This is a genomic window from Microbacterium sp. SA156 (assembly GCF_049065455.1).
Taxonomy (GTDB): Bacteria; Actinomycetota; Actinomycetes; order Actinomycetales; family Microbacteriaceae; genus Microbacterium; species Microbacterium barkeri.
The window spans coordinates 101,553-128,187 of record NZ_JBAKGU010000003.1; the positions used below are offsets into that span (position 1 = coordinate 101,553).

A 26,635-nucleotide genomic window follows, 5' to 3' on the forward strand; every position below is an offset into this window, starting at 1 on the left:
GCATAGGGTCGGAGACGTGAGCAGCGCAGAGGGGACGAGGACGGGCGGGCTGGACCTCGCCCTCCCCCGCCCTCCCGGCGTCATCCGGCGATGGGTCGATCGCCATCCGCGGATCGTCGACGTCCTCATCGTCTTCACGTGCCAGATCGCGCCGGCCCTGCTCACGCTCGTCCTCGCGGCCGCGGTCCCGGAGGACTTCCCTCTCGACGGATGGTCGGCAGCGGGCGCCGCCGCCTCCATCGCCGTCGGCTCGGTCGCGCTCGTGGTGCGGCGCGAGCGCCCCCTGATCGCCGCGATCGTGTGCGGCAGCCTGGCCGTCCTGCCGCTCCCCTTCAGCATGGGCGGCCATCTCGCCGTCTTCGTCGCGCTCTACGCGCTGGGCGTCCACAGCACCCCGCGGCGCACCTGGATCGGCTACGGGATCGTGGCGGCGGTGACGGTGATCGTCTCCGGCGTAGCGACGTGGCTCACCCTCTCGGGTGCCGTGCTCCCGGAGGACCCCGACATCAGCCCCGCGGCCACGGCCGTCCCCAACGCGATCGTCTACCTCGTCCCGACCCTGCTCGGGCTCTCGGTCGGCAACCGCCGCCGGTACATCGACGCGATCATCGCGCGGGCCGCCGACCTCGCGCGCGAGCGCGACCAGCGCGCGCAGCTCGCGGTCGCGGACGAGCGGGCGCGCATCGCGCGCGAGATGCACGACATCGTCTCGCACAGTCTCACGGTGATGGTGACCCTGTCCGAGGGGGCGGCGGCGCAGGCCGAGACGGGCGGGCCGCGCGCCGCCGAGGCCATGCGCCTCGTGGCCGAGACCGGCCGGTCGTCGCTCGCCGAGATGCGGCGTCTGCTCGGCGTCCTGCGCGCGCCCGACCAGGCGGCGCAGCTCGCCCCGCAGCCGGGCGACGCGGATCTCGAGCTCCTCGCCGAGCGCTTCCGCGAGACGGGCCTCCCCGTCCGCCTCACGCGGATCGGCACGCCGATCGCCGACCGCGCCCTGCAGCTCGCGGTCTTCCGGATCGTCCAGGAGGGCCTCACGAACGCCCTCCGGCACGCGCCGGGCGCGCGGTACGCGGCCGTGACCATCCGCCGCGAGGACGGGATCGTGACCGTCGAGGTGCGCAACGACGCGCCCGCGCGACAGAGCACCGCGCCTCCCGGGCGCGGGACGGGCATCATCGGGGTGCGGGAGCGCGCCGCGCTGTACGCGGGTCACGTGGACGCGGGGCCGACGGCGGATGGCGGATGGCTGCTGCGCGCGCAGCTGAAGGAGGAGCAGGGATGACCGGGGAGCGGATCCGCGTCGCGATCGCCGACGACCAGCAGCTCGTGCGGATGGGGCTGCGGATGGTGCTCGACGCCCAGCCCGACATCGAGGTGGTCGCCGAGGCCGAGGACGGCGAGCACGCCGTGGCCGTGGCACGCGACGGCAGGGTCGACGTCATCCTCATGGACGTGCGCATGCCGCAGCTCGACGGGATCGCAGCCACCGAGCGGATCGCGGCCGCGGGGCCCCTCCCCCGTGTGCTCGTGCTCACGACCTTCGACCTCGACGAGTACGCGTTCGCCGCCCTGCGCGCAGGAGCGAGCGGCTTCCTCCTCAAGGACGCGCTGCCGGCCGACCTCCTCGGCGCGATCCGCGCCGTGCACGCGGGCGACGCCGCGCTCGCGCCGAGCGTCACCCGCCGGATGATCGAGCAGTTCACCGCGCACGCCGCACCGCGGCCATCCGCCGAGCTCGACGCGCTGACGCCGCGAGAGCGCGAGATCTTCGCGGCCATCGCCGAGGGCCTCACGAACGACGAGATCGCCGCGCGGTTCTACCTCGCGTCGTCGACCGTGAAGACGCACATCGGGCGGCTCCTGCAGAAGCTCGGGGCGCGTGATCGCGTGCAGCTCGTGATCCTCGCCTACGAGGCAGGGATCGCGGGCAGCTGACGCGTCAGCGGCCGGCCAGGCGCGCCGCGCGCGCGAAGGGCCACTCCATGCCCGAGAGCCGCTCGCAGGTCTCCCAGATCCGCTGGCGCACCTCGGGGTCCGACGACGTGCGCGAGGGCTGCTGCCGGGTGGGCTCACCCCGCGTGATGAGGCGCGGCCCCCAGTACTCGCCGCCCGTGATGGCGGGATCGACGAGTGCGCGCACGAGCGAGGCCGCCCCGCGCTCCTTGGACTGCGCGATCGGGGCCTGGAGGCCATCCTTGAAGCGCTTCCACGCACTCGGCTCGTTCACGCCCTGCACGCGCGGCGTGCGCCCGCCGATCGAGTACCCGGGATGCGCGACGACGCTCTCGACGGGCACTCCGGCGTCGCGCAGGCGGACATCGGCCTCGATTCCGAGCGCCTGGACGACGACCTTCGACTGCACATAGGCGCGATACGCGTGGTACCCGCGCTCGAGCTGGATGTCGACGGGGTCGTATGCGCCCATGCGCGTCGACATGCTGCCGAGCCACACCATGCGCGGCGTCCAGGTGCGGCTCGCCGACTTCGACAGCGTCGTCAGCAGCTCGGCAGCGAGCACGAAGTGCCCGAGGGCGTTCGTCGCGAGGACGAGCTCGCGGCCGTCGCGGGTCGTCTCCCGCTGCCGCGGGGTGTGCACGATGCCCGCGTTCAGCAGCACGCCGTCGAGGCGCTGCCGCTTGAAGAGGCCGCCGCGCACGCTCGCGGCCGCCGCGCGGATCGACCCGGTGTTGCTCACGTCGAGGAGGAGGGTCTGGACCGAGGCATCGGGCACCCGAGCCTCGAGTGCGTCGTGCGCTGCGGCGAGCTTGTTGGGACTGCGCCCGCTGAGGATGACGTGGGCGCCTGCGCGCGCGAGCTGCTCGCTCGCGAAGTAGCCGAGACCCGCGTTGGCGCCCGTGATGAGGTAGGTGCGGCCGGTCTGATCCGGCAGGCGCGCCGGATCCCAGCTCCGGGGCGCGTGTTCGGTCACGAGACGAAGATACGCCGAACGGCATGCCTTCGGGAGCATGCCGCGAGCGCGCGCCGGAAACCGCGTCCGGCGCGCGGAGCGTCGCGGCCGAGCCGCGCGCTCTCTAGGCTGATGCCATGGCGCGACGCGACGAGATCGAGTGCTGGCTGACCGACATGGACGGCGTCCTCGTGCACGAGGAGCAGCCCATCCCCGGCGCGTCCGAGCTGCTCGCGCAGTGGCGCGACACCGGCACGCCGTTCCTCGTGCTCACGAACAACTCGATCTTCACGCCCCGCGACCTCGCGGCCCGTCTGCGCGGCTCGGGCATCGACGTCCCCGAGGAGCACATCTGGACGAGCGCCCTCGCGACGGCGGCGTTCCTCAAGCAGCAGAGCCCCGGCGGCTCGGCGTTCGTAATCGGCGAGGCCGGCATCCTCACGGCGATGCACGAGGCCGGGTTCATCATGACCGAGACGAATCCCGACTACGTCGTCGTCGGCGAGACCCGGAACTACTCGTTCGAGGCGCTCACGAAGGCCGTGCGCCTCATCAACAACGGCGCCCGCTTCATCTCGACGAACCCCGACGCGACCGGGCCGAGCGCTGAGGGCGTGCTGCCCGCGACGGGCGCGATCAACGCGCTCATCACGAAGGCGACCGGCAAGGAGCCCTACATCGTCGGCAAGCCCAACCCGATGATGTTCCGGTCGGCCCTCAACCGGATCGGCGCGCACAGCGAGAACACGGGCATGATCGGCGACCGCATGGACACTGACATCGTCGCGGGCATCGAGGCGGGGCTCCACACCGTGCTCGTCATGACCGGCATCAGCACGCGGACCTCGATCGAGCAGTACCCGTTCCGGCCCGACGAGATCGTCACCTCGGTCGCGGAGCTGCTCGACCCCGAGGTCGAGGGCGAGGGCGGCGCCGAGCTCGACGCGGGGGTGTGAGGATGTCCGAGCGCGACCTGCTCTTCGCCGCGACGTTCGTCATCACGGCCGGCACCCTCGTCGCGTTCGTCTGGCAGTACATCCGCCGCAACCGCGACGACGACTGAGCGCCTCAGGTCATCGTCGCGACGGCACGCTCCCCGGCACCGCCTCGAGCAGCTCGCGGGCATAATCCGAACCAGGAGTCACGAGCATTCGGGACGCGGGTCCCTGCTCGACGACGCGCCCCGCCCGCATCACCACGACATGGTCGGCGATCTGCCGGACGACGCCGAAGTCGTGCGTGATGAACAGGTAGCCGAGCCCGAGCTGCGCCTGCAGGTCGACGAGAACCTGCAGGATCTGCGTCTGCACCGAGACGTCGAGTGCCGAGACGGGCTCGTCGAGCACGAGCATCTTCGGCTGCAGCGCGAGCGCCCGGGCGATCGCGACCCGCTGCCGCTGTCCCCCCGAGAGCTCGGCCGGCAGGCGCTCGGCCACGTCACCGGGGAGCCGCACGGAGGCGAGGAGGTCGCGCACGCGCCGAGCCTGCTCCGCCCTGCTGCCGATGCCGAAGGCGCGCAGCGGCTCGGAGACGATCCGCTCGATGCTCATCCGCGGGTCGAGGCTGCCGAACGGGTTCTGATAGACGACCTGCACCTCGCGCCGCCACTCGCGCAGCCCCGCGCCGCGAAGGGCCGTGATGTCAGCGCCTCGGAAGAGGATCCGCCCGCCGTCGGCGTCGACAATGCGCGCGGCCATACGCGCCGTCGTCGTCTTGCCCGATCCCGACTCGCCCACGAGTGCGACCGTCTCGCCCTCCGGCACCGCGAAGGAGACGCCGTCGGCTGCGACGACGTCGCCGAACGTCTTCCGCAGGCCCTCGATCTCGAGGAGCGGCGGCCCGTCGGGCGCCGGCGTCGAGTCGCCGACGATCGTCGGCTCGAGGCGACGACTGGTGAGCCCCGGCGCCGCCGCGACGAGCTCGCGCGTGTAGCCGGTGCGCGGGGATCCCAGCACCTCGTCGGTCGTGCCCTCGTCGACGACGAGCCCCTGCTGCATCACGACGACGCGGTCAGCGCGGTCCTTCGCGACGCCGAGGTCGTGCGTCACGAGCAGCACGGCGGTGCCGCGAGATGCCGCGAGCTCCTCGATCTGGTCGAGCACGCGACGCTGCACGGTGACATCGAGGGCGCTCGTGGGCTCGTCGGCGATGACGAGCTCCGGGTCACAGCTCCACGCCATGCCGATGAGCACGCGCTGCTTCATGCCGCCCGACAGCTCATGCGGGTACTGGCGCGCGCGCAGCTCCGGCCGCGACAGACCCACCTCGCCGAGGATCTCGACGGCGCGCGCGGCGGCATCCGCCCGAGTCATCCGCACGTGCAGGCGCAGGCCCTCGGCGATCTGCTCGCCGATGCGCAGGACGGGGTTGAGAGAGGCGTTGGGGTCCTGTGGCACGAAGCCGATGCGTCCGCCGCGGATGCGCCGCAGCTCTCGCTCGCGCACCCGCGCGAGGTCGAGGCCCGCGAAGCGCACCGCACCGCCCGCGATCCGTCCGTTCTCCGGCAGTCGGCGCACGAGCGCCTGCGAGACGCTGCTCTTGCCCGAGCCCGACTCGCCCACGAGCGCGACGATGCCTCCCCGCGGCACGCGCAGATCGACGCCGCGCACCGCCTCCACCTCGCGCCGCCCGGTGCGGTAGGCGACCTGGAGGCCCTCTACCCGGAGGATGTCGTCGCTCATCGTTCCACTCCGATCACGCGCGCGATGCGGGTGACGGCGAGCACCACGCAGACGATGACGGCACCCGGGAGCACCGTCAGCCACCAGGCGGTGGCGATGTAGTCGCGGCCGTCGCTGACAAGGGCGCCCCACTCCGGCGCGGGCGGCTGCGCGCCGAACCCGAGGAAGCTGATCGTCGAGACCGACAGGATGGCCGTGCCCAGCTCGAGTGCGGCCATCGCGAGCACAGGACGCATCGCATTCGGCAGGATGTGCCGGCCGAGGACGGCGAGAGGGCTCACGCCGAGCGTCGCCGCCGCCTCGACGTACTCCTCGCCGCGCACGCGCAGCACCTGCGCGCGCATGACGCGGGCGAAGCTGCCGGCGGCGCCGAGGCCGACGCCGAGCGCGATGCTCCACGGGCCGAACCCCAGCGTGGCGACGACGATGAGAGCGAGCAGGATGCCGGGCACGGCGATGAGCACGTCGACGAACCGCATGACGATGAAGTCGACGACGCGCCCGACGCGTCCGCGCAGGGCGCCGCACACGAGGCCGACCGCTCCCCCGACGAGACCTCCCACGAGCACCGCGGCCGTCGCGGCCGCGAGCGACAGGAAGGCCCCGTGCACGACGCGCGTGTAGACGTCTCGGCCGAGCGCGTCGGTGCCGAAGAGGTGCCCGCCGCCCGGCGCGAGGAGACGGACGGACGGATCTCCCGCGAGCGGATCGCCGGGCGCGAGCAGCTGCGGCGCAAGGGCCATGACCGCGGCGAGCGCGACGATCGCGAGAGAAAGGAGCGTCGTCGGACGCAGCAGGCGGGCCCTCATCGGAGCTCCTCCTTCCGAGCGGGGGTGTCGACCGCGGCGACCGCGGAAGCCGGCTCCGCGCGCACGGAGCGTGTCCGCCCGCGGGGGCGCAGCCGCGGATCGAGCAGCGGGTACGACAGGTCGACGAGCAGCGCCGTGAGCGCGTAGACCACCGCGACGACGATGATGACGCCCTGGATGACGTTGACGTCGCGCGCCTGCACGGCGGCGACGACGACGCGCCCGATGCCGTCGCGCGAGAACACTGTCTCGACGACCGCCGTTCCACCGGCGAGGAAGCCGATGAGCAGGCCGATGCTCGTCACCGACGGCAGCAGCGCGTTCCGCAGGATGTGCCGCCCGAAGACGGCGAGTCGCGAGAGGCCCTTCACATCGGCCGTGAAGACGTACGCGCTCGACTCGGCCTCGCGGATGGCCGCGGAGAAGACCTGGAAGAAGATGGCGCCGACGGGGAGGGCGAGCGTGACGGCGGGAAGCACGACGCTGAGCGGCGAGCGCGCGCCCGAGGCGGGCAGCCATCCGAGCCCGAACGAGAACACGCTGATGAGCACGAGCCCCGTGACGAACGCAGGCACGGCGACGCCGAGGGGCGGCAGCTGGACGAGGGTCTCGCGCAGCCAGCGCCACGGCGAGAGGTACGCGAGGAAGCCGATGACCAATGACATCGCGACCCCGATGACGAGCGCGAGCGCCGCGACGACGAGTGTGCCCGGCACGACGTCCGCGATCATCTGCGCGACCGGCCGCCCCGTGGCGAGCGACGTGCCGAGGTCTCCCGTGAGGAGTCCGCCGAGCTGCGAGAGGTACTGCTCGAGGAGGCCGCCCGCGAGCCCGGCCTCCTCACGCAGCGCCGCGAGCTGCTCGGGGTCGACGGTCGTCGCATCTCCCGACTGCACCGCGAGCGCGGCGAGCACGGGATCGCCGGGCAGGACGCGGATGAGCAGGAACGTCACGGTGTAGGTCGCCCAGACCACGAAGACGAACTGGAGGAGGGGCGCGCCGATCCGCCTGAGGAGGTCGGCGCCCCGTGACGTTCCCGCCGCGGTCATGTCAGCCGAGCTCCACATCGTAGAGGTGGAAGCGCGACGCCGAGTCGAACGCGAAGCCCGTCACCTCCGGCTGGGACGCGTGCAGCTGATAGACCTCGAGGATCGGGAAGAGGTAGCCCTGGTCGATCACGGTCGCCTGGATGTCGTCGAGGATGGCCTGACGCGCGGTCTCGTCGCTCGTCGCCGCCTGCGAGACGAGCATCGCCTCCAGGTCGGCGTCGTCCACGACGGCCCAGTGCGACGGCGCTGCCTGCTCGAACATCACGGCGAGCGCGTCGGGGCCGGTGCGCGTGAGCGCCGCGAACAGCACGTCGTAACTGCGCTCCGCAATCGCGCCGAAGAACCCGCCTGCGTCGGTGAAGTCGATCTGCATGTCGACGCCGATCTCCTTCAGCTGCAGCTGGATGAGCTCCATCATCTGCTGCTCATAGAAGCCGGTCGCCGTGAAGGTGAGACGCTGGCCGTCCTTCTCGCGGATGCCGTCCGCTCCCTCCGTCCAGCCTGCCGCCTCGAGCACCGCGATGGCGGCGTCCGGGTCATAGGCGAGAGCATCCGCCTGGCTCGTGTATCCGGAGGTGCCGCTCGAGAGCGCACTGGTCGGGACGTCACCGCCGGCATAGCCGAGCGTCTCGGTGATCTCGGAGCGATCGATGCCGAGCTGGATGGCCTGGCGCACGGCGTCGTCGGCGAGGACGGCGCTCTCGAGGTTGGGGATGAGGCTCGTCGGGATGCCCGGGTTCGCCTTCGCGTAGATCGAGTAGCCCTCCTCCGAGATGCGGGGCTCATCGGCGTACGGCAGCTCTCCGACGATGTCGAACTCGCCCGACTGCAGCCCGCCCACGCGCACGCTGTCCTCCGTGACGACGGCGAACTCGATGCGGTCGAGGTAGGCGTCGCCCTCGTGACCGCGCAGCGGGGACGCCCAGGCGTAGCCCTCGCGACGATCCATCGAGACCTCGCTGTTGGGTGCGTAGGAGTCGTAGACGAACGGCCCGGTGCCGATCACGCCATCCTGGCAGCGCGCCTCCGGGGTCTCTTCCGTGGTGGCGAGAGACACGATGCCGAGGCTCATCGTGCTCGCTCCCTGCAGGAACGCGGCGTTGGGAGCGTCGAACGACACGGTGAACGTCTGGTCATCGGAGACCTCCGTGCCGCTGTACCCCGCGAGGTACTGGCCGGCGAGCGTCGCCGTCGAGCCGTCCGCCGACATCTCGACGATCGCGTCGAAGTTCGCCTTGACGACGTCGCTCGTCAGCGCCGTCCCATCGCTGAAGGTGACGTCGTCGCGCAGGGTGAACGTGAAGGAGGTCATGTCGTCGGCCGACTCGTACGACTCCGCGAGCCACGGGACGATCTCGCCCGTCTCGGGATCCTGGTCGACGAGCGAGTCGACGACCTGGCGCCCGATGTAGAGCGCCTGGGTCACCGTGGGCTGCTGGGGGTCGATGCAGCTCGGGTCGGTCTCGACGGCGAAGACGAGCGTGCCGCCGCCCTGGGACTCAGAGCCGCCCGCGGCGCAGCCGGCGAGGAGCGCGCCGAGCGCGAAGACGGAGCCGGCGACGAGCGCCACGCGGCGCGTAGGTGATGAGTTCACGGTGGATCCTCTCGAGGGGAGGTGGTGCAGGGGGGTCAGGAGGGCAGGGAGCCGGCGACGAGGCGTCCGCGGGAGACGACGGCGACGATGCGGTCGACGTCGATGTGCGAGGCGTCCTCCCACGGACGGCCGTCGACCACGACGAAGTCGGCGGCGAAACCGGGCCGCAGACGGCCGATGCGGTCACCCATCCCGATCGCGTCGGCCGCGTCGCTCGTCGCGGACACGAGGGCGCGCTCAGCAGACCAGCCGAACATGCGCGCCATCAGACGCACCTCGGCGTGCTGCTCGCCGAAGCGCACCATGACGCCGTTCGCATCGGTGCCGAGCACGAAGCGCACGCCCGCCTGGGCGGCGCCCGCGAAGTTCGCGTCGCGCTCGGCGACGACCGCCGCCGCCTTCTCGCGCGCCTCGGCGCTCACCGGCACCGTGCCATCCGCGAGCCGGTCGTTGATCAGCAGCGTCGGGGCGACGGGCACGTCGCGGCCGGTGACCAGGGGCCACAGCTCCGGCACGAGCCCCGTGCCGTGCTCGATCGAGTCGACGCCGGCCTCGAGCGCGCGGCGTGCGCTCGCGGCGTCATGGCTGTGCGCCGCGACGGGCATCGCGAGTGCGTGCGCCTCGTCGATGACCGTGCGGATCTCCTCGTCGGTCTGATTCCGCCATCCGACCCGGTCCCCCATCGAGAGCACGCCGCCCGACGCGTAGATCTTGATGCCGTGCGCGCCCTGGCGAGCCCACTGGCGCACGAGTTTGCGGCATTCGTCTGGGCTGTCGGCCACGGGAGCGCGATGCGGGTAGTGAGGCGGGATGAAGAGGTCGCCGTGCCCGGCCGTCATGCCGACCTGGCCGTGGACCCGCACGCGCGGGCCGATCTGCACCCCGTCGTCGAAGACCCGGCTCACGGCGAGCTGCAGCGCGTCGCCCGCGAGGTCCCGCACGGTCGTGACGCCCGCGCGCATCGCGCGCTGAGCCTGTGCCGCGATGTGGAAGACCTTCTCGGCATCGGGTGTGACGAGCGACCAGGGAGATCCCCACGGCTGCTCGCCCGGGCCGGCGTAGCCGCCGAGGTGGACGTGCGTGTCGATGAGCCCGGGGATGACCGCGAAGCGCGGGGTCTCGTCCGCCGCTTCGGCCTCGACGGCGATGATCTCGTCGCCGTTCCACGACAGGCGGCCGGCGCCCAGAGGGCGGGTGCCGTCCCAGATGGCGACGCGGGACAGGGTGCTTTCGGGCACGGGTGCTCCAGAGGACGATCGGTCGTCGTCGGACAGGGTGGGTCCGTCGCATGCGCGTCTGCCATCTTGCGGCCAACGCAACTAATTTACCGACAGTAAAACGTCCGGTGTTACACGCGTGTGTCAGGCGCCTGCCGGATTGACCGACAGAAAGCGAGCAGGGCCGGCGATCACGGCCGTCGGGCCGTGCGGGGTCTCGGCGTCGAGGAGGATGGAATCCCCCGCCTCGAGCACGTGCTCGTCGTCACCGTGGCGGAAGAGGACAGCGCCCTCGAGCATGTAGAGGAACTCGATGCCGGCGTGCTCGTAGAGAGGGAACTCGGCCGCCTCGGCGTTGAGCGTCACGATGACCGGCTCGAGGGAGGGTCCGCTCGTCGACAGCAGGTTTCCCAGGCTCGCGTAGCGGTGCCCCTGGCGGCTTCCCGCACGCACAGACTCCGTGCCCCCACCTGCCTTGACGACGATCGCGGCGCGCGGTGCGTCCGCGCCGCGGAAGAGCGAGGCGACGGGCACCTCGAGGGCGCGAGCGAGGCGATGGATGGTCGTGAGGCTTGCGGAGGTGGTCGCCGACTCGATGCGGGAGATCATCGCGGGCGACAGGCCCGAGCGCGCGGCGAGGTCGCTCGCCGTGAGGCCGGCGGCGAGCCGATGGTGCCGCACGCGATTGCCGACCGTCCGCTCCAGGCGGGAGTCGGCGGCCACGGGCTCGCGGGCGTGCGGGTCGCTCATGCTCCACAGACTAGGCGGCGCGGCGGCGTCTCGACGTCGAGGCTCCTCCCGGGGTCCGCCGCAGGCCCGCGGGTACGATCTCAGACGTGAGTCTGAACGAGGTGCTGCTGCGCATCGACCGACTCGCAGCCGGGCGCCAGCGCGACATCCGCGTGCCCGCCGTGCGCCTCGCCGATCCGACCCTGCACCGCGACTGGCTCGTCGTGCGCGTGCTCCTCGGGGTCGCGATCATGCTCGGCGTGAGCGCGCTCGGGATCGCCTTCTGGCTCACCATGCAGGGCATGCCGGAGCCGTTCATGGTGTGGATGCGCAGCGCGGTCGTGCTCGGACTCACCGGCGGGCTCGGCTACTTCTCGTTCCGGGCCGAGCAGGGCTGGTACTGGGCCTACTCGCGGATGCGCCTGTTCTCGTTCATCTTCCCGTGCGTCACCCTGGCGATCGCCGCCATCCCCGGGATCTACCCGCTCTGGATGACCGTCGAGCAGCTCGCCTTCGCCGCTCTCATGCTCGGCGTGGGCGTGCTCCTCACGACGCCGCGCATGCGCGCCGCCTACCGCCGCGCCTGAGCGGGTCGCGGGGTCGCGAGTTCGGCGGGTCGCCGCGTCACCGGAATCGGATGGCCGGGGCGCGTGTGCGCGTGTCGGTCCCGCGGGTCCACACCAGCCCCAGCACTCCGATTCCGCGTACGGGTCAGGCGCGCAGCACGAGCGCGGCGGCGCCGATGATCGGCCCATCGCCGCCGAGCGCGCTGCGGACCACGCGGGTGCGCTGCGCGTACGGCAGGGCGGCCCAGTCGCGCATCGCCGCCGCGACGAGGTCGACGTAGTCGTCGGACACGTTCGAGAAGCCGCCGGAGATCGCGATGACCTCGAGGTCGAGCAGCGACGACGCGTCGGCGAGCGCCTGGCCGACCGTCTTCGCCGACCGCTCGATCGCCGCCCGGGCGATGCGGTCGCCCTCCGCTGCCGAGCGCGCGAGGTCCTCGCCGGTCTCGCCGTGCCATCCCTGCAGCTGCGCCCAGCGGACGCTCGCGGGGCCCGCCGCGATCTCCTCGACGGTCAGCTCGCCGACGTGCATCTGGCCGAGGTGGCCGGCGTTGCCCGACGCCCCTCCGATGGGGATGCCGCCCATCACCACTCCCCCGCCCACGCCCGTCGAGACCACGAGCGACAGGGAGGTGCGCGCGCCCGCGGCGGCGCCGAGCCACGACTCGGCAAGCGCGAGGCATCCGCCGTCGTGCCGGAGACGGACGATCGGATCGAACTCCCCGCTCGAGGCGATGACGGCATCGCGAACCGCCTCGACGAGACCGAAGCCGTGCACGCCGGGCATGTTCACCGGATGGATGGAGCCGGTCGCGAGGTCGATCGGCCCTGCGCTGCCGATGCCGGCGCCCGCGAACTCCGCGCCCTCGGGCAGGTGCGCCAGCGCACGGGAGACGACGTCGGTCACGGCCGCGCGGAGGCCGTCGGGCGTGATGGCGGGCCCCGTGGGTCGACGGTTCCGGCTAGGCGCGAGGATCGCGCCCTCGTCGTCGATGAGCGCGGCGTCGATCTTGGTGCCGCCGAGGTCGACGGCGAGCGCGATGCGGGTCATGAGAGCTCCTCTGCGGATGGCCCGAGGCGCGGGCACCCCACAGCGTAGCGGCGACCGCGATCGCCGCTGTGACTACTGGGCCTCGAGCCCCAGGTCGTCGAGGTCGATCGCCGCGAGCCAGCGGAGGCCCTCGGCCTCGATGCGCTCCTGCGCCCCCGTCCGCCGGTCGACGATCGTCGCGACCGCGACCACCTCGGCGCCCGCCTTGCGCAGCACCTCGACGGCCTTGAGCGGCGATCCGCCCGTGGTCACCGTGTCATCGAGCACGACGACGCGCTTGCCCTCGACCTCGGCCCCCTCGATCTGGCGCCCGCGACCGTGGTCCTTGGGCTCCTTGCGGACGACGAAGGCGTCGACGGGCGTGCCCGCAGCCACCGAGGCGTGCACGACCGCATTGGCGATGGGGTCCGCACCGAGCGTGAGCCCGCCGACCGCCGAGACGCCGTCGATATCGCGGATGAGGTCGAGCATGATGCGGCCGATCGCGGGTGCCGCGCGGTGATCGAGCGTGAGCTTGCGCATGTCGACGTAGTACGTGGCCTTCTTGCCGCTCGAGAGCGTGAAGTCGCCGTGGAAGACCGCGTCCTCCTTGATGAGCCGGATGAGCTCCTGGCGGTCGGCTTCGAGTTCGGGCGTGGATGCGATGGCCATGCGCTCCAGCTTAGAGACGATGGGCTGCCGCGGAGGACGGCGACGGCGCCGTTGACCGCACCCACCCCGCCCAGGTCGCAATTGGCGGCCCCCAACCGCCGATTCCGGACGCAAACCGCGAGCCGGACAGGGCCCACCCCGCCCAGGTCGCAGTTGACGACCCCCAACCGCCGATTCGGGACGCAAACCGCGACCTGAACGGCACCCACCCCGCCCAGGTCGCAGTTCGCGGCCCCCAACCGCCGATTCAGGACGCAAACCGCGACCCGGACAGGGCGACGCCCCCGACAAGCGCCCCCAACAAGCGACGGCCCCGCGGGGCGACGGCCGTGTCCGTGGCGGGAAATAGGCTGGGAGCATGCGCCTTGCCACCTGGAACGTGAACTCGATCCGCGCGCGCGTCGACCGCATCGTGTCGTTCGCCGAGCGCCAGCACATCGACGTGCTCGCCATGCAGGAGATCAAGTGCAAGCCCGAGCAGTTCCCGTACGCCGCGTTCGAGGCGGCGGGCTACCACGTCGAGGCGCACGGGCTCAATCAGTGGAACGGCGTCGCGATCGCCAGTCGCGAGCCCCTCGAGGATGTGCAGCACGCCTTCGCGGGGATGCCCGGGTTCAAGAAGGGGTACGACGGCGACGACGCTCCGCACGAGGCGCGCGCGATCTCGGCGCTCGTCGGAGGCGTCCGTGTGTGGAGCCTCTACGTCCCGAACGGCCGCTCGCTGAACGACCCCCACTACCAGTACAAGCTGCGGTGGCTCGAGGCGCTCCGCGAGGCGACGCGCGCCCAGCTCGCGGCGGAGCCCGACCTCCCGCTCGCGCTCGTGGGCGACTTCAACATCATCCCGTTCGACGAGGACAACGGCGACCCGGACATCGTGCCGGGTGTCTCGACGCACGTCTCGCAGCCCGAGCGCGACGCCTTCTTCGCGCTCGAGACCGCCGGCGTCTCCGACGTCGTCCGCCCGCTCGTCCCCTCCGGCTACACGTACTGGGATTACCAGCGCCTGAAGTTCCCGCGTGACCAGGGCATCCGCATCGACTTCATCCTCGGCTCCCGGGCGCTCGCCGACGCCGTCACGGGCGCGTTCATCGAGCGCGAGGAGCGCAAGGGCGACTCCCCGAGCGATCATGTGCCCGTCGTCGTGGACCTCGACCTCTCCCCTGCGGAGGACGACGACGTGCCGATGATCTTCGGCTGATCAGCCGAGCGCGTCGAGCCAGTCCGCGACCTCGCGCGCGGTGCGCAGCCTCACGAGCGTCACGTCGGGTCGGCTCTCCAGGCGCGCGGGCAGCGCCTCCTCGCCCGTGCGGTACTTGTCGCGTGTGCGCCACGCCCACCGCACGATGTGGTCGGGGTCGACGAGCGCGGAGAGGATCGGCGGCTCGACGTTCCCCGCCCGCCACAGGCGCTCGCGCCGGATCCGCCGCCGGATGGTCCGGCGGATGACGCGCGCCATCGTGACGCGCGTGGGCAGGTCGATCCAGACGACCGCCTCCGCGCGGGCGAGCAGGACCGGCCGCGCGCCCGCGTACTGCCACTCCGTCACCCACGCGTCGCGCGCCGCGAGATCGCGGACATCGGCAGCGAACGTCGGCCGGGGCTGCCAACCAGGGCCCCAGTGAAGATCGTCGAGCTCGACGTGCGGGATGCCCGTCCGCTCCGCGATGCGGGCGGCGAGCGTCGACTTGCCCGAGCCGGACACCCCGGCGATGAGGATGCGCCGCGCCGTGAACTCCACCGGAGGAGCCTATCGGCGCGCGCCCTCCCGTCGCTCAGTCGAAGGTCCCGGTGCGCACCTCGAGATCGACCGGCGCGTACCGCAGCAGGACCGCTCCGCTCTCCCCCGCCACCGGCGGCGCCGTGAGCCGCAGGGTCGCCGGCGCCGCGCCATCCGGGAAGACCTTCTTCCCGCGGCCGAGCACGACCGGGTACACCCAGAGGCAGAGCTCGTCGAAGAGCTGACGCGAGAGCAGCGTCTGCACGAAGTCGATGCTGCCGATCACGGCGGTGAGCGCGTGACGCGAGCGGATGGCCGCGATGTCGGCCTCCAGATCGTCGCCGATGCGCGCGCTCCCCTGCCATGAGAGATCGGGCTCGCCGCGGGAGGCGACGTACTTGGGCACGGCGTCGAACTTCCGCCCGATCGGCCCGTTCTCACCCGTGGTGTGCTGCGGCCAGTAGCCGGCGAAGATGTCGTAGGTGCGCCGGCCGAGCAGCAGCGCATCCATGGCCTCGATGGCCTGTCCGACCTCGCGGCCGACGGTCTCGTCGAACAGCGGCGCCTGCCAGCCGCCGAAGGGGAACGCGCCCGAGGGATCCTCCTCGGGGCCGCCGGGCGCCTGCGCGACGCCGTCGAGGGTCGTGAAGAGGTCGATGCGGATGCGGCCTCGCGTGCTCGTCTGCTCGTCCATGAGCTCCTCCTGGGGTCAGGCCGCCTCCGCCGTGGCGGTCGAGCGGCCGGGGTCGATGTGGAAGGTCCTCGCGAAGCGCTCGAGGTGCGAGACGTCGCCCACGAGGAGGTGCGCGATCTGCCGATCGATCGCGTCCCGCGGCGCGATCTCGCCCGAGATCACACCGCGGATGCCCGGACCCGCCACGATGACGGCGTCCGGTTCGCCACTCGGGGTCGCCCCGCCGACGGGCGGCGTAGGCGGCGCGAGCTGCGCGACCGCGAGCTGGCCGCCCGCGACGTCGGCGCGCAGCACGACGTCCCCGACGTGCAGCTCATATGCCGTGCTCGGAATAGCCTCGGCGACATCCGGGCGGAACGCGGTGCGCAGCGCCATCGTGAGCGAGTCCGGCGTCACGGCGTCGCCCTCCTCCGGCTCCCCCATGCTCTGGAATCCCCAGCGTCCGAGCGCGAGCACGATCGGCTCGAGCTCGCGCCCGTACGGCGTGAGCTCGTAGACGAGTCCGCAGCGCGCGATGGGCACGCGACGCACGACGCCCCCCGCCTGGAGCTCCTTGAGCCGCGCGCTGAGGATGTTCGTGGGGATCCGGGGCAGGCCCTGCTTGAGATCGGTGTAGCGCCGAGGGCCGACGAGCAGGTCGCGGATGATGAGCAGCGCCCACCTCTCCCCGACCAGCTCGACGGCCGTCGTCACGCCGCAGTACTGCCCGTAGCTGCGTGCTGCCAAGCGATCAGGCTCCCTGCTCGGCGAAGAAGGCCTCGGGGCCCTTCTCCGCCGCCACCGGGTCCATCCACAGGAACTCGATGATGTTGCCGTCCGGGTCGGCCATGCTCACGGAGTACATGAAGCCGTAGTCCTGGGGATCCTTGTTCTCCGATCCGCCGGCCTCGAGGATCTTCGCGCGGATCGCGTCGACGTCCTCGCGGGAGTCGCGGCTGAGCGCGGTGATGACCTGCGCGCCCTCCGAGCCGAGCACGACCGACTTCGACGTGAAGGTCGCGAAGTACTCCTTCTTGAGGACCATGAAGAAGACGTTCTCGTCCCACTTCACGCACGCGGCGTTCTCGTCGGTGAACTCGGGGACGATCGTCGTCCCGAGCGACTCGTAGAACGCCTTCGCGCGGTCGAGGTCGGTGACGGGCAGGTTGACGAAGATGTGAGTGGCCATGACGGTGTGCTCCTCGCGTATCGCTCTGGTCTGTCTCGCGCCGCCTCTGTGCGGCACGGCACCAGCTTGTTAAAAGCAAGCACGCTTGTCAAGAGCAAGTTCGTCCGTCTCGCGACGGATGTCGGGACGGCGCAGAATGCCTACGGTGGAGGGATGACCGCCACGACCGCGCCCGCCGAGCCCGAGGCGGAGATCGACGAATCAGAGCCGCTGAATCGGCGCGTCACGCCACGGGACCTGCGCAAGGACGCGATCCTCGCGGTCGCGCTCTTCGGCGCGGCCATCGTGAGCATCGCCCTGACCGCCGTCTCCGGCGCGTACCTCACGGAGCCCGAGAACGCCGGCTGGTCGCTCCTCGCGAGCGTGTTCATGACCCTGCCGCTCGCGCTGCGCCGACGGTTTCCCGTCACGGTCGCGGCCGTCATCTGCACTGCGTACTTCGTGGCCACGTCGTTCCAGGTTCCGGAGATCTACGTCAGCCAGGTGACGATGTTCATCGGCATGTTCACGATCGGCGCCTGGGTCGACGATCGACGCCGGGCCGCGCTCGCGCGCGTCGTCATCATCGTCGGCATGTTCGTGTGGCTGCTCGTCACGACGTTCGTCGGCGCGACCGACACCGAAGCGCTCCAGGAGAACTTCCCGGGCGGGCTCTCCCCGTACATCGCCTACATGCTGCTCATGTGGCTCATCAACGCCGCGTACTTCGGCGGCGCCTACTATATGGGCAATCGGGCATATGCCGCCGCGCGCGACCGCGCTGTGCTGCAGCGGCGCACGCGCGAGCTCGAGGAGGAGCGCGAGCTCACCGCGGCCCAGGCGGTCGCCCTCGACCGCGTGCGGATCGCGCGCGAGCTGCACGACGTCGTCGCCCACCACGTCTCGGCCATGGGGGTGCAGGCGGGGGCCGCCCGCACCGTGATCGAGCGGGACCCGGAGGCGGCGCGCCGCGCCCTCTCGGTCGTCGAGCAGTCGGCGCGCTCGGCGATCGCGGAGCTCCGCCACCTCCTCGACACCCTCCGGTCGCTCGACGGCGATCCCGACTTCGCGGTCGGCGCGCCGTCGACGCTCACCCTCGAGGGGCTGCCCGCCCTCGCGGAGGTGATGACCGCGTCGGGGACGCCCACGCGGCACGTCGTCGTGGGCGACCCGGTGCCCGTCCCCGACCTCGTGCAGGTCAACCTGTACCGCATCGCACAGGAGGCGCTCACCAACGCCCGTCGGCACGGCGGCCCCGACGCCCGCGCCGAGATGCGCGTGCGCTACACCCCGGAGGCCGTCGAGCTCGAGGTCGTCAACACCGGCCGCGTCGCGCTCGATGCGCGTCCAGGCCTCGGCCAGCTGGGGATGCGCGAGCGCGCGATCGCCTCGGGCGGCCAGCTCGAGCTCCGACCGCGCGAGCAGGGCGGCTACCTCGTGCGCGTGACCGTGCCACTGGCCTCGCCCGTCACCGCAGAGGAGGATTCGTCATGACCTCGCCCATCCGCGTCCTGCTCGTCGACGATCACGCCACGATGCGCGCCGGCTTCCGGATGATCCTCGAGGCGTCGGGGATCGACGTCGCGGGGGAGGCGGCCACGGGGGAGGAGGCGGTCGCCCGCGCGGCCGAGCTGCGCCCCGACGTCGTCTGCATGGATGTCCAGATGCCCGACATGGACGGCATCGAGGCCACGCGCCGCATCGTCGCGGCCGGAACGGCGGCTCAGGTCGTCATCGTGACGACCTTCGACCGCGACGACTACCTCTTCTCCGCGCTCGACGCCGGTGCCAGTGGATTCCTCCTCAAGAATGCGGGGCCCGAGGAGCTCGTGGGCGCCGTGCGGGTCGTCGCCGCGGGCGACGCGCTGCTCGCTCCCGAGGTGACGCGGCGCGTCATCGAGCGGCACGCGGCGTCCGCCCCTGCCGCGCCCGCGAGCCCTGCGGACCCGTCTGCGGCGGGTCTCACGGAGCGCGAGCTCGAGGTGCTGCGGCTGCTCGCGCGCGCCATGAGCAACAGCGAGATCGCGCGCGAGCTCTACATCGGCGAGGCGACCGTCAAGACCCACGTGTCGAACCTGCTGCTGAAGCTCGGTGCGCGCGACCGTGTCGCCGCCGTCGTATACGCGCACCGGCATGGGCTGACCTGACGCCTCGCGCGGGAGGCGGCTCCCCCGCGCGACGGAGGCGCGCGTTCCTCCCCGCGGGGGACGCGCGCCTCCGCGCCCGTCCGTAGCGTGTGAAGCACACGATGAGGAAGGGAGCGCGGATGCTGAGACTGCGCGGGATCACCAAGCGATACGGCGAGCGGCAGGTGCTCGACGACGTCTCGTTCGACGTCGCGCCCGGCCGCCTCACGGGCTTCGTCGGCGGCAACGGCGCGGGCAAGACGACGACGATGCGGATCGTCCTCGGCCTGCTCGCCCGCGACGGGGGAGAGGTCACGCTCGACGGCGCGCCGCTCACGCCGGAGGAGCGCCGCAACTTCGGCTACATGCCCGAGGAGCGGGGCCTGTACCCCAAGATGAAGGTCCTCGACCACATCGTCTACCTCGCCCGCCTGCACGGCTTCGGCAGGGCGGAGGCCACCCGCAGGGCCACCGAGCTGCTCGAGCAGCTCGGCCTCGCCGAGCGCCTGGGCGACAACGTCGAGACCCTCTCGCTCGGCAACCAGCAGCGCGCGCAGATCGCCGCGTCGCTCGTGCACGAGCCGCGCGTGCTCATCCTCGACGAGCCCTTCTCGGGGCTCGATCCGCTCGCGGTCGAGACCGTCGCGTCGGTCCTGCAGCAGCGCGCGGCCGACGGCGTCTCCGTGCTGTTCTCGTCGCATCAGCTCGACGTCGTCGAGCGCCTGTGCGACGACCTGGTCATCATCGCGGGCGGCACCATCCGCGCGGCCGGCGGGCGGGACGCCCTCCGCGAGCAGCACGCGACGAACCGCTACGAGCTCGTGTCGGATGGCGATGCCGGCTGGCTCCGCGGCGAGCCCGGCGTGCAGGTGGTCGACTTCGCGGGCGGCTTCGCGGTCTTCGACGTCGACTCCGACGACACGGCGCAGCGCGTGCTGCGCAAGGCCGTCGACCTCGGGGCGGTCGCGAGCTTCGCGCCCCAGCACCCCTCGCTCTCCCAGATCTTCAAGGAGGTCATCCAGTGAGCACCCCCACGAGCGTGCGGTCGACGCACCGCACCCCGGCGCCCGCCCCCACGACCGCGCAGAGCGTGTGGCTCGTCGCCGAGCGCGAGCTCGCCGCGAAGCTGCGCAGCAAGGCGTTCCTCATCTCGACCGCCATCCTCGTGCTCGGCGCCCTCGCGGCGGTGCTGTGGATGGGCTTCTCGGCCGCAGGAGGGGGCACGACGCCGGTCGCCGCGACGCAGGCCGTGGCGGCGCAGCTGAGCGCGGCGGACGCCCTCGAGGTCATCGAGGTCGACGATCGAGCCGAGGCCGAGCAGCTCGTCGCGGCGGGCGAGGTGGATGCGGCCGCCGTGCAGGACGACGCGTCGCCGACCGGCGTCACCGTCATCGCGCAGAGCGAGGCGCCGGCGTCGGTCATCGCGGCGCTGTCGCTGTCGCCGACGGTCGAGCTGCTGGATGCGGGAGCGGGGGAGGAGGGCCCCCTGCGCTACATCCTCGGGATCGTGTTCGGCATGGTCTTCTTCATGGCCGCGATGTCGTTCGGCACGCCCATCACGCAGAGCGTGATCGAGGAGAAGCAGACCCGCGTCGTCGAGATCCTCATCTCGGCGATCCCGGCCCGCGTCCTGCTCGCGGGGAAGGTTCTCGGCAACACCATCCTCGCCCTCGCGCAGATCGTGGTGCTCATCGCGGTCGCCGTCGTCGGCCTCATCGTGACGGGGCAGACGGAGTTCCTCCAGGGGCTCGGTGCGCCCCTGGTCTGGTTCGCCGTGTTCTTCCTCTTCGGCTTCATCCTGCTCGCGGCGCTGTTCGCCGCTGCAGGCTCCCTCGTCTCCCGCCAGGAGGACTCGGGGCCGACCCTCGCTCCAGTGATGTATCTGACGATGATCCCGTACTTCCTCGTCATCTTCCTCGGCGACAACCCCCTCGTCATGACGATCCTGTCGTACGTGCCGTTCTCGGCCGCGGTCGGGATGCCGCTGCGCCTCTTCTTCAACGAGGCGCAGTGGTGGGAACCGCTCCTCTCGCTCGTCGTGCTGCTCGGCTCGTGCGTGCTCGTGATCGCACTCGGCGCCAAGATCTACGAGAACTCGCTGCTGCGGATGGGCGCGCGCGTCAAGCTCAAGGACGCCCTGAAGGGCTGAGCCCGACGCGCGAGACGCCGTCGCCCTCGCGGGCGGCGGCGTCTCGCGTTTCCGCGTGTTGCGTCGGCTCGCGGCGAAGAGCATGCGCCGGAATACAATCGTCCCCGCGGAGGTTCCCTCTCCCATCGGGCAACGGCGCCCACCGAGTCCACCGACCAGCAAGGAGCACGCCATGGGCGCCACGACCCTCGACCGCACCGCGGCCACCGACCACCCCGTCCTCGATGTCCTCGCCGACCGCTGGAGCCCGCGCGCCTACGACGCGACCGGCGCCGTCGACGAGGCCAAGCTCGCGAGCGCCCTCGAGGCCGCCCGCTGGAGCCCGTCGGCCTACAACGTGCAGCCCTGGCGGTTCATCGTCGCGCGCCGCGGGACGGCGGAGCACGCGGCCGTCGTCGAGTCGCTCGTCGAGTTCAACCAGCTCTGGGCTGCGAACGCCGCCGTCCTCATCGTCGCGGTCGCCGAGACGGCGAACGAGGAGGGCCGCGCGAACTCGCACGCGGTCTACGACCTGGGCCAGGCCGTCGCGCACCTCTCGGTGCAGGCCCACCACGACGGCCTCGTCGTCCACCAGATGAGCGGCTTCGACCCCGAGGTCGTCCGCGAGCGCTTCGCGCTCGACGCGCGCTTCGCCCCGACGACCGTGGTCGCGCTCGGCGAGCTCGGCGACGTCGACGCCCTCCCCGAGGCGCTCCGCGAGCGCGAGACCGCGCCGCGCGAGCGCCGTCCGCTCGCCGAGACGGTCATCGTCGACGCGCGCTGACCTGACGAGCGCACGGAGCCGGCCCCGGGAATCCTCCCGGGGCCGGCTCCGTGCGTTCGGCCGGGCCTACTGGCCCTCGCTCACGAGGGCGAGATGGTCTCCGGCTGCGTCGACGTCGACGCGCACCGTGTCGCCGTCATGCACGCCGCCCGACAGGATGGCCATGGCGAGGCGGTCCTGGATCTCCTGCTGGATGAGGCGGCGCAGCGGCCGCGCCCCGTACACGGGGTCATAGCCGCGCTCGGAGAGCCAGGCGCGGGCATCCGGCGTCACCGCGAGTGTGAGCCGGCGATCGCCCAGCCGCTCCTGCAGCGCGTCGACCTGCAGCTCGACGATCTGCGCGAGGTCGTCCTGGCTGAGGGCCTGGAACATCACGATGTCGTCGAGGCGGTTCACGAACTCGGGCTTGAACGCCTGCCGCACGAGGAGCATCACCTGCTCGCGCTTGGCCTCGGCCGAGATCGTCGGATCGATGAGGATCGGCGATCCCAGGTTCGAGGTCAGGATGAGGATGACGTTCTTGAAGTCGACCGTGCGGCCCTGGCCATCCGTCAGCCGCCCGTCGTCCATGACCTGCAGGAGCACGTCGAAGACCTCGGGGTGGGCCTTCTCGACCTCGTCGAGCAGCACAACGCTGTAGGGTCGCCGACGCACCGCCTCGGTGAGCTGCCCGCCCTGCTCGTAGCCGATGTAGCCCGGAGGGGCGCCGACGAGGCGCGAGACGGAGTGCTTCTCGCCGTACTCCGACATGTCGATGCGCACCATGGCGTGCTCGTCGTCGAAGAGGAACTCGGCGAGCGCCTTCGCAAGCTCGGTCTTGCCCACGCCCGTGGGGCCGAGGAACAGGAACGACCCCGTGGGCCGGTTCGGGTCGCTGATGCCCGCACGCGAGCGGCGGACGGCATCCGACACGGCCTTCACGGCCTCCTTCTGACCGATGAGCCGCCTGCCGAGCTCGGACTCGAGGTGGAGCAGCTTCTCCGTCTCGCCCTGCAGCAGGCGCCCGACGGGGATGCCCGTCCATGCCGCGATGACCGACGCGATGTCGGCGTCGGTCACCTGGTCACCGACCATCCGCTCGTCGCTGCGCTCGGCCTTCTCGGCATCCGCGAGCTCGCGCTCGAGACCCGGGATCTCGCCGTAGAGCAGGCGCGACGCGCGCTCGAGGTTGCCCTCGCGCTGCGCGCGCTCGGCCTCGCTGCGTGCGGCGTCGAGCCGGGTCTTGAGGTCGCCGACGCGGTTGAGCGACGCGCGCTCGGCCTCCCAGCGCTCCTGCAGCCCCTTCAGGTGCGCCTCCTCCTCGCGGAGGGTCTCGCGGAGCTTCTCGAGCCGGTCCTTCGACGCGGCGTCCTTCTCCTTCTTGAGGGCGAGCTCCTCGAGCTTCAGGCGGTCGACGTGCCGGCGCAGCTCGTCGATCTCGAGCGGCGCGGAGTCGATCTCCATGCGCAGCCGCGACGCGGCCTCGTCGATGAGGTCGATGGCCTTGTCGGGCAGCTGCCGGCTCGGGATGTACCGGTGCGACATCCCCGCAGCCGCGACGAGCGCGCCATCCGAGATCGCGACCTTGTGGTGCGCCTCGTAGCGCTCCTTGAGACCGCGGAGGATGGCGACGGTGTCCTCGACGCTCGGCTCGCCCACGTAGACCTGCTGGAAGCGGCGCTCGAGAGCGGCGTCCTTCTCGATGAACTCGCGGTACTCGTTGAGCGTCGTCGCGCCGATCATGCGCAGCTCGCCGCGGGCGAGCATCGGCTTCAGCATGTTCGCCGCGGCCACCGACCCCTCGCCGCCGCCCGCGCCCATGAGCACGTGCAGCTCGTCGATGAACGTGATGACGCGGCCCTCGGACTCCGTGATCTCCTGGAGCACCTTCTTGAGGCGCTCCTCGAACTGGCCGCGGTACATCGCGCCCGCGACGAGGGCGGAGATGTCGAGGGCGATGAGCTCCTTGCCCTTGAGGCTCTCGGCGACGTCGCCGGCGACGATCCGCTGGGCGAGCCCCTCGACGACCGCGGTCTTGCCGACACCGGGCTCGCCGATCAGCACGGGGTTGTTCTTCGTGCGCCGCGTGAGCACCTGGCTCACCCGGCGGATCTCGCTGTCACGGCCGATCACGGGGTCGAGCTTGCCCTGCTTGGCGCGCTCGGTGAGGTTGATGCCGAACTGCTCGAGGGCGCTCTGCTGCTCCTCCTGCTGCGGCATCTGGTTCGCCTGCATTCCTGTCCTCCCTGAGTCACGGTGACTCTAAACCTGAGTCGAAGCGACTCAAGTTTATCAGCCGCGCGACCCGCGGGGAAGGGCGCGGCTCAGATCCAGCCGCTCTCCTCGGCCATGAGCACGGCCTGCTGCCGTGTCTCGACCCCGAGCTTGCCGAGGATCACCGAGATGTGGTTCCGCACCGTGCCGGGCGCGAGAGACAGCGAGCGCGCGATCTGCCCCGTGGTCTCGCCGCGTCGTCCCACGCGCAGCACGTCGAGCTCGCGTGGGGTGAGCGGGCAGCGCTCGTCCGCGAGGGCGTCGGCGGCGATCTCCGGGTCGACGTACCGGCCGCCGGCCGCGACCCGCCGGATGACCTGGGCCACCTCGCCCGCGCCGCGCGACTTCGGCAGGAACCCCGCGACGCCCGAGGAGAGCGCCCGGCGCAGCACCCCGGGCCGCGCATGGCGCGTGACGACCACGCAGCGCGTCGCGATGCGCCGGCTCAGCTGCGCGGCGACCTCGACGCCATCCAGACCCGGCATCTCGAGGTCGAGGAGGCAGACGTCCGGCTCGACGCGCAGCGCCTCCGCGACCGCCTCGGAGCCGTCGGCGCACTCGGCCACGACCTCGATGTCGTCCTCGAGGCGCAGGAGCGCCGCGAGCGCGGAGCGGATCATCGCCTCGTCGTCGGCGAGCAGCACGCGGATCATCGGACGACCTCCTCGGGAACCTCCACCACGACGGCGAACGCGTCCGGGTCCCGCCGGACGTCGAGGCGCCCGCCGACCTCGGCGACACGGCGTCCGATCCCCTCGAGGCCGGCGCCGTCGCGCGCCTCGGCGGCCCCTGCGCGGTCGTTCGCGATCTCGTAGCGCCATGCGCCGTCGACGCGCGCGAGCGAGAGGCGCGCCATCCGGCCCCCGCCGTGCCGCAGGACGTTGGTCGTGGTCTCCCTGATGACGGGCCCGAGCACGGCACCGGGCGCCTCGTCGGCATCCGCGGGCATCTCGAGCGCCGCCGCGACTCCCGCGGCCTGCAGGAGGTCGCGCGCGTTGGCGAGCTCATCCGACAGCGGCGCCGACCGGAAGCGCGTCGCGAGGTCGCGCGTGCCCTGGGTGGCATCCGCGACGCTCACCCGCGCGGCCCGCACCTGCTCGAGCGCCGCGCCGGTCTCGCCGCGGTCCATGAGCTTCTCGGCCAGCTCGAGCTGCAGCGCGATCACCTGGAGGTGGTGCCCCTGGAGGTCGTGCACGTCGGTCGCGACCCGGAGCCGCTCCTGCGTCGCCGCGAGCCGCGACTCCGCGACGCGCGCGCGGTCGAGCGCGACGAGCACATCCCACCACCACAGCGACAGGACGGCCATGCCCGGCAGCATGACGCAGAAGGCCGCGAGCATCGGCGCCCCCTCGACCGCGAGGATGCCCCCGCCGCCGCGAGCGTCGACCCACCATGCCGCCGCGAGCGCGGCCGTCAGCGCCATGACGAGGCGCAGGCGGACCCCGCGAGACCAGTTGAGCAGGACCACGGCGTGCGCGGGGAGCAGGAGGCCGAGGAGCCAGCTGCGCGTCAGGACGCCGAGGACCGCGCCCGCTGCGGCCGCGACGAGCACGACCGGCACGAGGCGCTTCGCCACGAGCGGATCCGACTCGCTGCGCGACCGGTGCACGAGGAGGAGGGGCACGGTGCACGCGACCCACACGACGCCGACGGCTCCGGCGAGGAGACCCTGCCATGCAGCCCCGCTCGCGACGGTCCAGGTCGTCGTCCAGAGCAGGGCGATCACGGCCTCGAAGAAGATCACCGCGCTGATCGTGTACCACCATGTCGCGGTGATGCCGCGCGTCAGATCGATCGCGCCCGGACGGGCGTCCCCCGATGTCGCCTTCACTCTCACCACAGTACGGCCGTGACAGATGTCACCCCCTGCGCGTGCAGCTCTCCCGCACTCCGGTGACACCTCGGCACTGCCGCGATCGACCACGGCGCGATGGAGTGGAGACATCGCCGGAGAGACCCCTCCGCAGCACAGCCGACAGGAGCACAGCATGAACCTCATCGAGACCTTCCAGAACCTCGTCGCCCAGGTCCCGGAGCTCGTCCAGCCGCTCATCGTCGCCGTCGCGGGCGCCGTCCCGTTCATCGAGGGCGAGGGCGCCGCGGCGATCGGCATCATCGGCGGCATCCACCCGGCGATCGCCGCCGCAGCCGGCGCGATCGGCAACTTCCTCTGCGTCGCCGCGCTCGTGCTCCTCGGCTCGGGCACCCGACGCGCGATCGTGACGCGGCACCGCGAGCGCGTGGCGGTGGCCGCGGGCGGCGGCGCGATCGCTGAGGGCGGCACCGCCGCCGCGGCCCCCGCTGCGTCGCCCCGCAGGGAGAAGTTCCAGCGGGCGCTCGTGCGCTACGGCGTCCCTGGCGTGAGCCTCCTCGGCCCGCTCCTCCTGCCGACGCAGTTCACCGCGACGATGCTCGCCGCCGCCGGCGTGGGCCGCGCGCGCATCCTCTTCTGGCAGGGCATCGCGATCGTCGGCTGGACGACCCTCATCACGCTCGCCCTGACCGGCATCATCTCGATCGCGAGCTGA

General features: G+C 72.0%; 27 protein-coding genes. 11 read left to right on the forward strand and 16 right to left on the reverse strand.

Annotation, left to right across the window (positions count from 1 at the left end):
* The first annotated feature begins 16 nt into the window (after nt 1-16).
* Nucleotides 17-1,282, forward strand: coding sequence for a sensor histidine kinase (locus ACOWU6_RS04020; RefSeq protein WP_421074804.1), 1,266 nt, complete (start codon nt 17-19; stop codon nt 1,280-1,282).
* Complete coding sequence (locus ACOWU6_RS04025; RefSeq protein ID WP_324013240.1) at nt 1,279-1,935, forward strand: response regulator transcription factor; 657 nt, start codon at nt 1,279-1,281, stop codon at nt 1,933-1,935. The genes ACOWU6_RS04020 and ACOWU6_RS04025 overlap by 4 nt, the downstream gene beginning before the upstream one ends.
* A gap of 4 nt (nt 1,936-1,939) precedes the next feature.
* Here the strand turns inward: ACOWU6_RS04025 and ACOWU6_RS04030 are convergent, their stop codons facing one another.
* Nucleotides 1,940-2,929 carry an SDR family NAD(P)-dependent oxidoreductase gene (locus ACOWU6_RS04030; RefSeq protein WP_421074805.1) on the reverse strand — a complete coding sequence of 330 codons (990 nt, stop codon included), beginning with the start codon at nt 2,927-2,929 and terminating at the stop codon, nt 1,940-1,942.
* Nucleotides 2,930-3,045: 116 nt separating this feature from the next.
* Between ACOWU6_RS04030 and ACOWU6_RS04035 the strand changes: the two genes are divergently transcribed.
* A complete protein-coding gene (locus ACOWU6_RS04035; protein ID WP_282978413.1) occupies nt 3,046-3,864 on the forward strand; it encodes an HAD-IIA family hydrolase in 819 nt (272 codons plus the stop codon).
* A 117-nt stretch (nt 3,865-3,981) separates the two neighbouring features.
* On the opposite strand, the gene ACOWU6_RS04040 is transcribed toward ACOWU6_RS04035, so the two are convergent.
* The 6 genes from ACOWU6_RS04040 to ACOWU6_RS04065 all read right to left on the reverse strand — a co-directional run bounded on the left by ACOWU6_RS04040 (nt 3,982) and on the right by ACOWU6_RS04065 (nt 11,008).
* Entirely contained in the window at nt 3,982-5,589 is a 1,608-nt protein-coding gene (locus tag ACOWU6_RS04040; RefSeq protein ID WP_271172581.1) for a dipeptide ABC transporter ATP-binding protein, read from the reverse strand.
* Nucleotides 5,586-6,398: an ABC transporter permease gene (locus ACOWU6_RS04045; protein ID WP_421074806.1), complete on the reverse strand. Its 813-nt coding sequence runs from the start codon at nt 6,396-6,398 to the stop codon at nt 5,586-5,588. Before ACOWU6_RS04045 ends, ACOWU6_RS04040 begins: the two co-directional genes overlap by 4 nt.
* Complete coding sequence (locus ACOWU6_RS04050) at nt 6,395-7,447, reverse strand: ABC transporter permease (protein WP_271172579.1); 1,053 nt, start codon at nt 7,445-7,447, stop codon at nt 6,395-6,397. The genes ACOWU6_RS04045 and ACOWU6_RS04050 overlap by 4 nt, the downstream gene beginning before the upstream one ends.
* Before the next feature lies 1 nt (nt 7,448).
* Nucleotides 7,449-9,041, reverse strand: a complete 1,593-nt coding sequence (locus ACOWU6_RS04055; protein WP_421074807.1) for an ABC transporter substrate-binding protein — start codon at nt 9,039-9,041, stop codon at nt 7,449-7,451.
* 35 nt (nt 9,042-9,076) lie between these two features.
* Complete coding sequence (locus ACOWU6_RS04060) at nt 9,077-10,279, reverse strand: amidohydrolase family protein (RefSeq protein WP_421074808.1); 1,203 nt, start codon at nt 10,277-10,279, stop codon at nt 9,077-9,079.
* Between the two features lie 123 nt (nt 10,280-10,402).
* Nucleotides 10,403-11,008 carry a helix-turn-helix domain-containing protein gene (locus ACOWU6_RS04065; RefSeq protein WP_271172576.1) on the reverse strand — a complete coding sequence of 202 codons (606 nt, stop codon included), beginning with the start codon at nt 11,006-11,008 and terminating at the stop codon, nt 10,403-10,405.
* An 86-nt stretch (nt 11,009-11,094) separates the two neighbouring features.
* Between ACOWU6_RS04065 and ACOWU6_RS04070 the strand changes: the two genes are divergently transcribed.
* Nucleotides 11,095-11,574 carry a hypothetical protein gene (locus tag ACOWU6_RS04070; RefSeq protein WP_421074809.1) on the forward strand — a complete coding sequence of 160 codons (480 nt, stop codon included), beginning with the start codon at nt 11,095-11,097 and terminating at the stop codon, nt 11,572-11,574.
* A 124-nt stretch (nt 11,575-11,698) separates the two neighbouring features.
* Here ACOWU6_RS04070 and ACOWU6_RS04075 read toward each other — a convergent pair whose 3' ends face one another.
* Complete coding sequence (locus ACOWU6_RS04075; protein ID WP_421074810.1) at nt 11,699-12,604, reverse strand: ROK family protein; 906 nt, start codon at nt 12,602-12,604, stop codon at nt 11,699-11,701.
* Between the two features lie 72 nt (nt 12,605-12,676).
* A complete protein-coding gene (gene pyrE, locus ACOWU6_RS04080; RefSeq protein WP_271172573.1) occupies nt 12,677-13,255 on the reverse strand; it encodes an orotate phosphoribosyltransferase in 579 nt (192 codons plus the stop codon).
* A gap of 358 nt (nt 13,256-13,613) precedes the next feature.
* On the opposite strand from pyrE, the gene ACOWU6_RS04085 reads away from it, so the two are divergent.
* Nucleotides 13,614-14,456, forward strand: coding sequence for an exodeoxyribonuclease III (locus tag ACOWU6_RS04085; protein ID WP_271172572.1), 843 nt, complete (start codon nt 13,614-13,616; stop codon nt 14,454-14,456).
* On the opposite strand, the gene ACOWU6_RS04090 is transcribed toward ACOWU6_RS04085, so the two are convergent.
* From ACOWU6_RS04090 to ACOWU6_RS04105, 4 genes are read right to left on the reverse strand one after another with little or no spacing between them, the layout of a single operon-like run.
* Nucleotides 14,457-14,996: an AAA family ATPase gene (locus ACOWU6_RS04090; RefSeq protein WP_271172571.1), complete on the reverse strand. Its 540-nt coding sequence runs from the start codon at nt 14,994-14,996 to the stop codon at nt 14,457-14,459.
* Between the two features lie 34 nt (nt 14,997-15,030).
* Nucleotides 15,031-15,669 (reverse strand): dihydrofolate reductase family protein, encoded by a 639-nt coding sequence (locus ACOWU6_RS04095; protein ID WP_421074811.1) that lies wholly within the window; start codon nt 15,667-15,669, stop codon nt 15,031-15,033.
* Between the two features lie 15 nt (nt 15,670-15,684).
* Nucleotides 15,685-16,395 carry a winged helix-turn-helix transcriptional regulator gene (locus ACOWU6_RS04100; RefSeq protein ID WP_421074812.1) on the reverse strand — a complete coding sequence of 237 codons (711 nt, stop codon included), beginning with the start codon at nt 16,393-16,395 and terminating at the stop codon, nt 15,685-15,687.
* Nucleotides 16,396-16,399: 4 nt separating this feature from the next.
* Nucleotides 16,400-16,837: a VOC family protein gene (locus tag ACOWU6_RS04105; RefSeq protein WP_271172568.1), complete on the reverse strand. Its 438-nt coding sequence runs from the start codon at nt 16,835-16,837 to the stop codon at nt 16,400-16,402.
* 153 nt (nt 16,838-16,990) lie between these two features.
* On the opposite strand from ACOWU6_RS04105, the gene ACOWU6_RS04110 reads away from it, so the two are divergent.
* The 5 genes from ACOWU6_RS04110 to ACOWU6_RS04130 all read left to right on the forward strand — a co-directional run bounded on the left by ACOWU6_RS04110 (nt 16,991) and on the right by ACOWU6_RS04130 (nt 21,854).
* Nucleotides 16,991-18,310 carry a sensor histidine kinase gene (locus ACOWU6_RS04110; RefSeq protein ID WP_421074813.1) on the forward strand — a complete coding sequence of 440 codons (1,320 nt, stop codon included), beginning with the start codon at nt 16,991-16,993 and terminating at the stop codon, nt 18,308-18,310.
* The gene (locus tag ACOWU6_RS04115; RefSeq protein WP_421074814.1) at nt 18,307-18,963 is read left to right on the forward strand and encodes a response regulator; all 657 of its coding nucleotides are present in this window, start codon (nt 18,307-18,309) and stop codon (nt 18,961-18,963) included. The genes ACOWU6_RS04110 and ACOWU6_RS04115 overlap by 4 nt, the downstream gene beginning before the upstream one ends.
* A gap of 119 nt (nt 18,964-19,082) precedes the next feature.
* Nucleotides 19,083-19,967 (forward strand): ABC transporter ATP-binding protein, encoded by an 885-nt coding sequence (locus ACOWU6_RS04120; RefSeq protein WP_282978398.1) that lies wholly within the window; start codon nt 19,083-19,085, stop codon nt 19,965-19,967.
* On the forward strand, nt 19,964-21,091 hold the full coding sequence (locus ACOWU6_RS04125; protein ID WP_282978396.1) for an ABC transporter permease: 1,128 nt from the start codon (nt 19,964-19,966) through the stop codon (nt 21,089-21,091). The genes ACOWU6_RS04120 and ACOWU6_RS04125 overlap by 4 nt, the downstream gene beginning before the upstream one ends.
* 172 nt (nt 21,092-21,263) lie before the next feature.
* Entirely contained in the window at nt 21,264-21,854 is a 591-nt protein-coding gene (locus tag ACOWU6_RS04130; RefSeq protein ID WP_421074815.1) for a nitroreductase family protein, read from the forward strand.
* Nucleotides 21,855-21,920: 66 nt separating this feature from the next.
* Here the strand turns inward: ACOWU6_RS04130 and ACOWU6_RS04135 are convergent, their stop codons facing one another.
* The 3 genes from ACOWU6_RS04135 to ACOWU6_RS04145 all read right to left on the reverse strand — a co-directional run bounded on the left by ACOWU6_RS04135 (nt 21,921) and on the right by ACOWU6_RS04145 (nt 25,938).
* Nucleotides 21,921-24,068 (reverse strand): ATP-dependent Clp protease ATP-binding subunit, encoded by a 2,148-nt coding sequence (locus ACOWU6_RS04135; RefSeq protein WP_421074816.1) that lies wholly within the window; start codon nt 24,066-24,068, stop codon nt 21,921-21,923.
* 89 nt (nt 24,069-24,157) lie between these two features.
* Nucleotides 24,158-24,760, reverse strand: a complete 603-nt coding sequence (locus ACOWU6_RS04140; RefSeq protein WP_421074817.1) for a response regulator — start codon at nt 24,758-24,760, stop codon at nt 24,158-24,160.
* The gene (locus tag ACOWU6_RS04145) at nt 24,757-25,938 is read right to left on the reverse strand and encodes a sensor histidine kinase (protein WP_421074818.1); all 1,182 of its coding nucleotides are present in this window, start codon (nt 25,936-25,938) and stop codon (nt 24,757-24,759) included. Before ACOWU6_RS04145 ends, ACOWU6_RS04140 begins: the two co-directional genes overlap by 4 nt.
* 157 nt (nt 25,939-26,095) lie before the next feature.
* On the opposite strand from ACOWU6_RS04145, the gene ACOWU6_RS04150 reads away from it, so the two are divergent.
* Nucleotides 26,096-26,635 (forward strand): small multidrug efflux protein, encoded by a 540-nt coding sequence (locus ACOWU6_RS04150; RefSeq protein WP_421074819.1) that lies wholly within the window; start codon nt 26,096-26,098, stop codon nt 26,633-26,635.